Source organism: Bradyrhizobium sp. JHI2711 (assembly GCF_056156565.1).
Genome location: NZ_JBPZPT010000042.1, coordinates 1 through 250, shown reverse-complemented (window position 1 = coordinate 250; position 250 = coordinate 1). Strand labels below are relative to the sequence as shown.

Here is a 250-nt window from a genome sequence, read left to right as displayed (position 1 = left end):
TCGGGAGCCGCGGCTAGCGTCGTCACGAAATTGCCGGTGCTGTCGGTGCTCCAGACCGAGTAGTGCCCGTTGGCCGAGTTCTTCCAGACCACGTCGTAGCCGCCACCGGACACCTGCTCGGCCGCAATGACGGACCACGTCGAGTAATTGGCCGTGTCCACCACATTGCCTTGGTATTTCAGCGTTGGGCCGGTGCCGGTCGAGATGTTGTTCAGATAATAGTTGCCGCCGGACCGGAACACGCTGGTCG

At 62.0% G+C, this 250-nt stretch carries 1 protein-coding gene; it reads right to left on the bottom strand.

Annotated elements, in window-relative coordinates; genetic code table 11:
• The coding region (locus tag ACTEK7_RS36695; RefSeq protein WP_474810826.1) for a hypothetical protein at window positions 1-250 on the bottom strand (250 nt) is incomplete at both ends.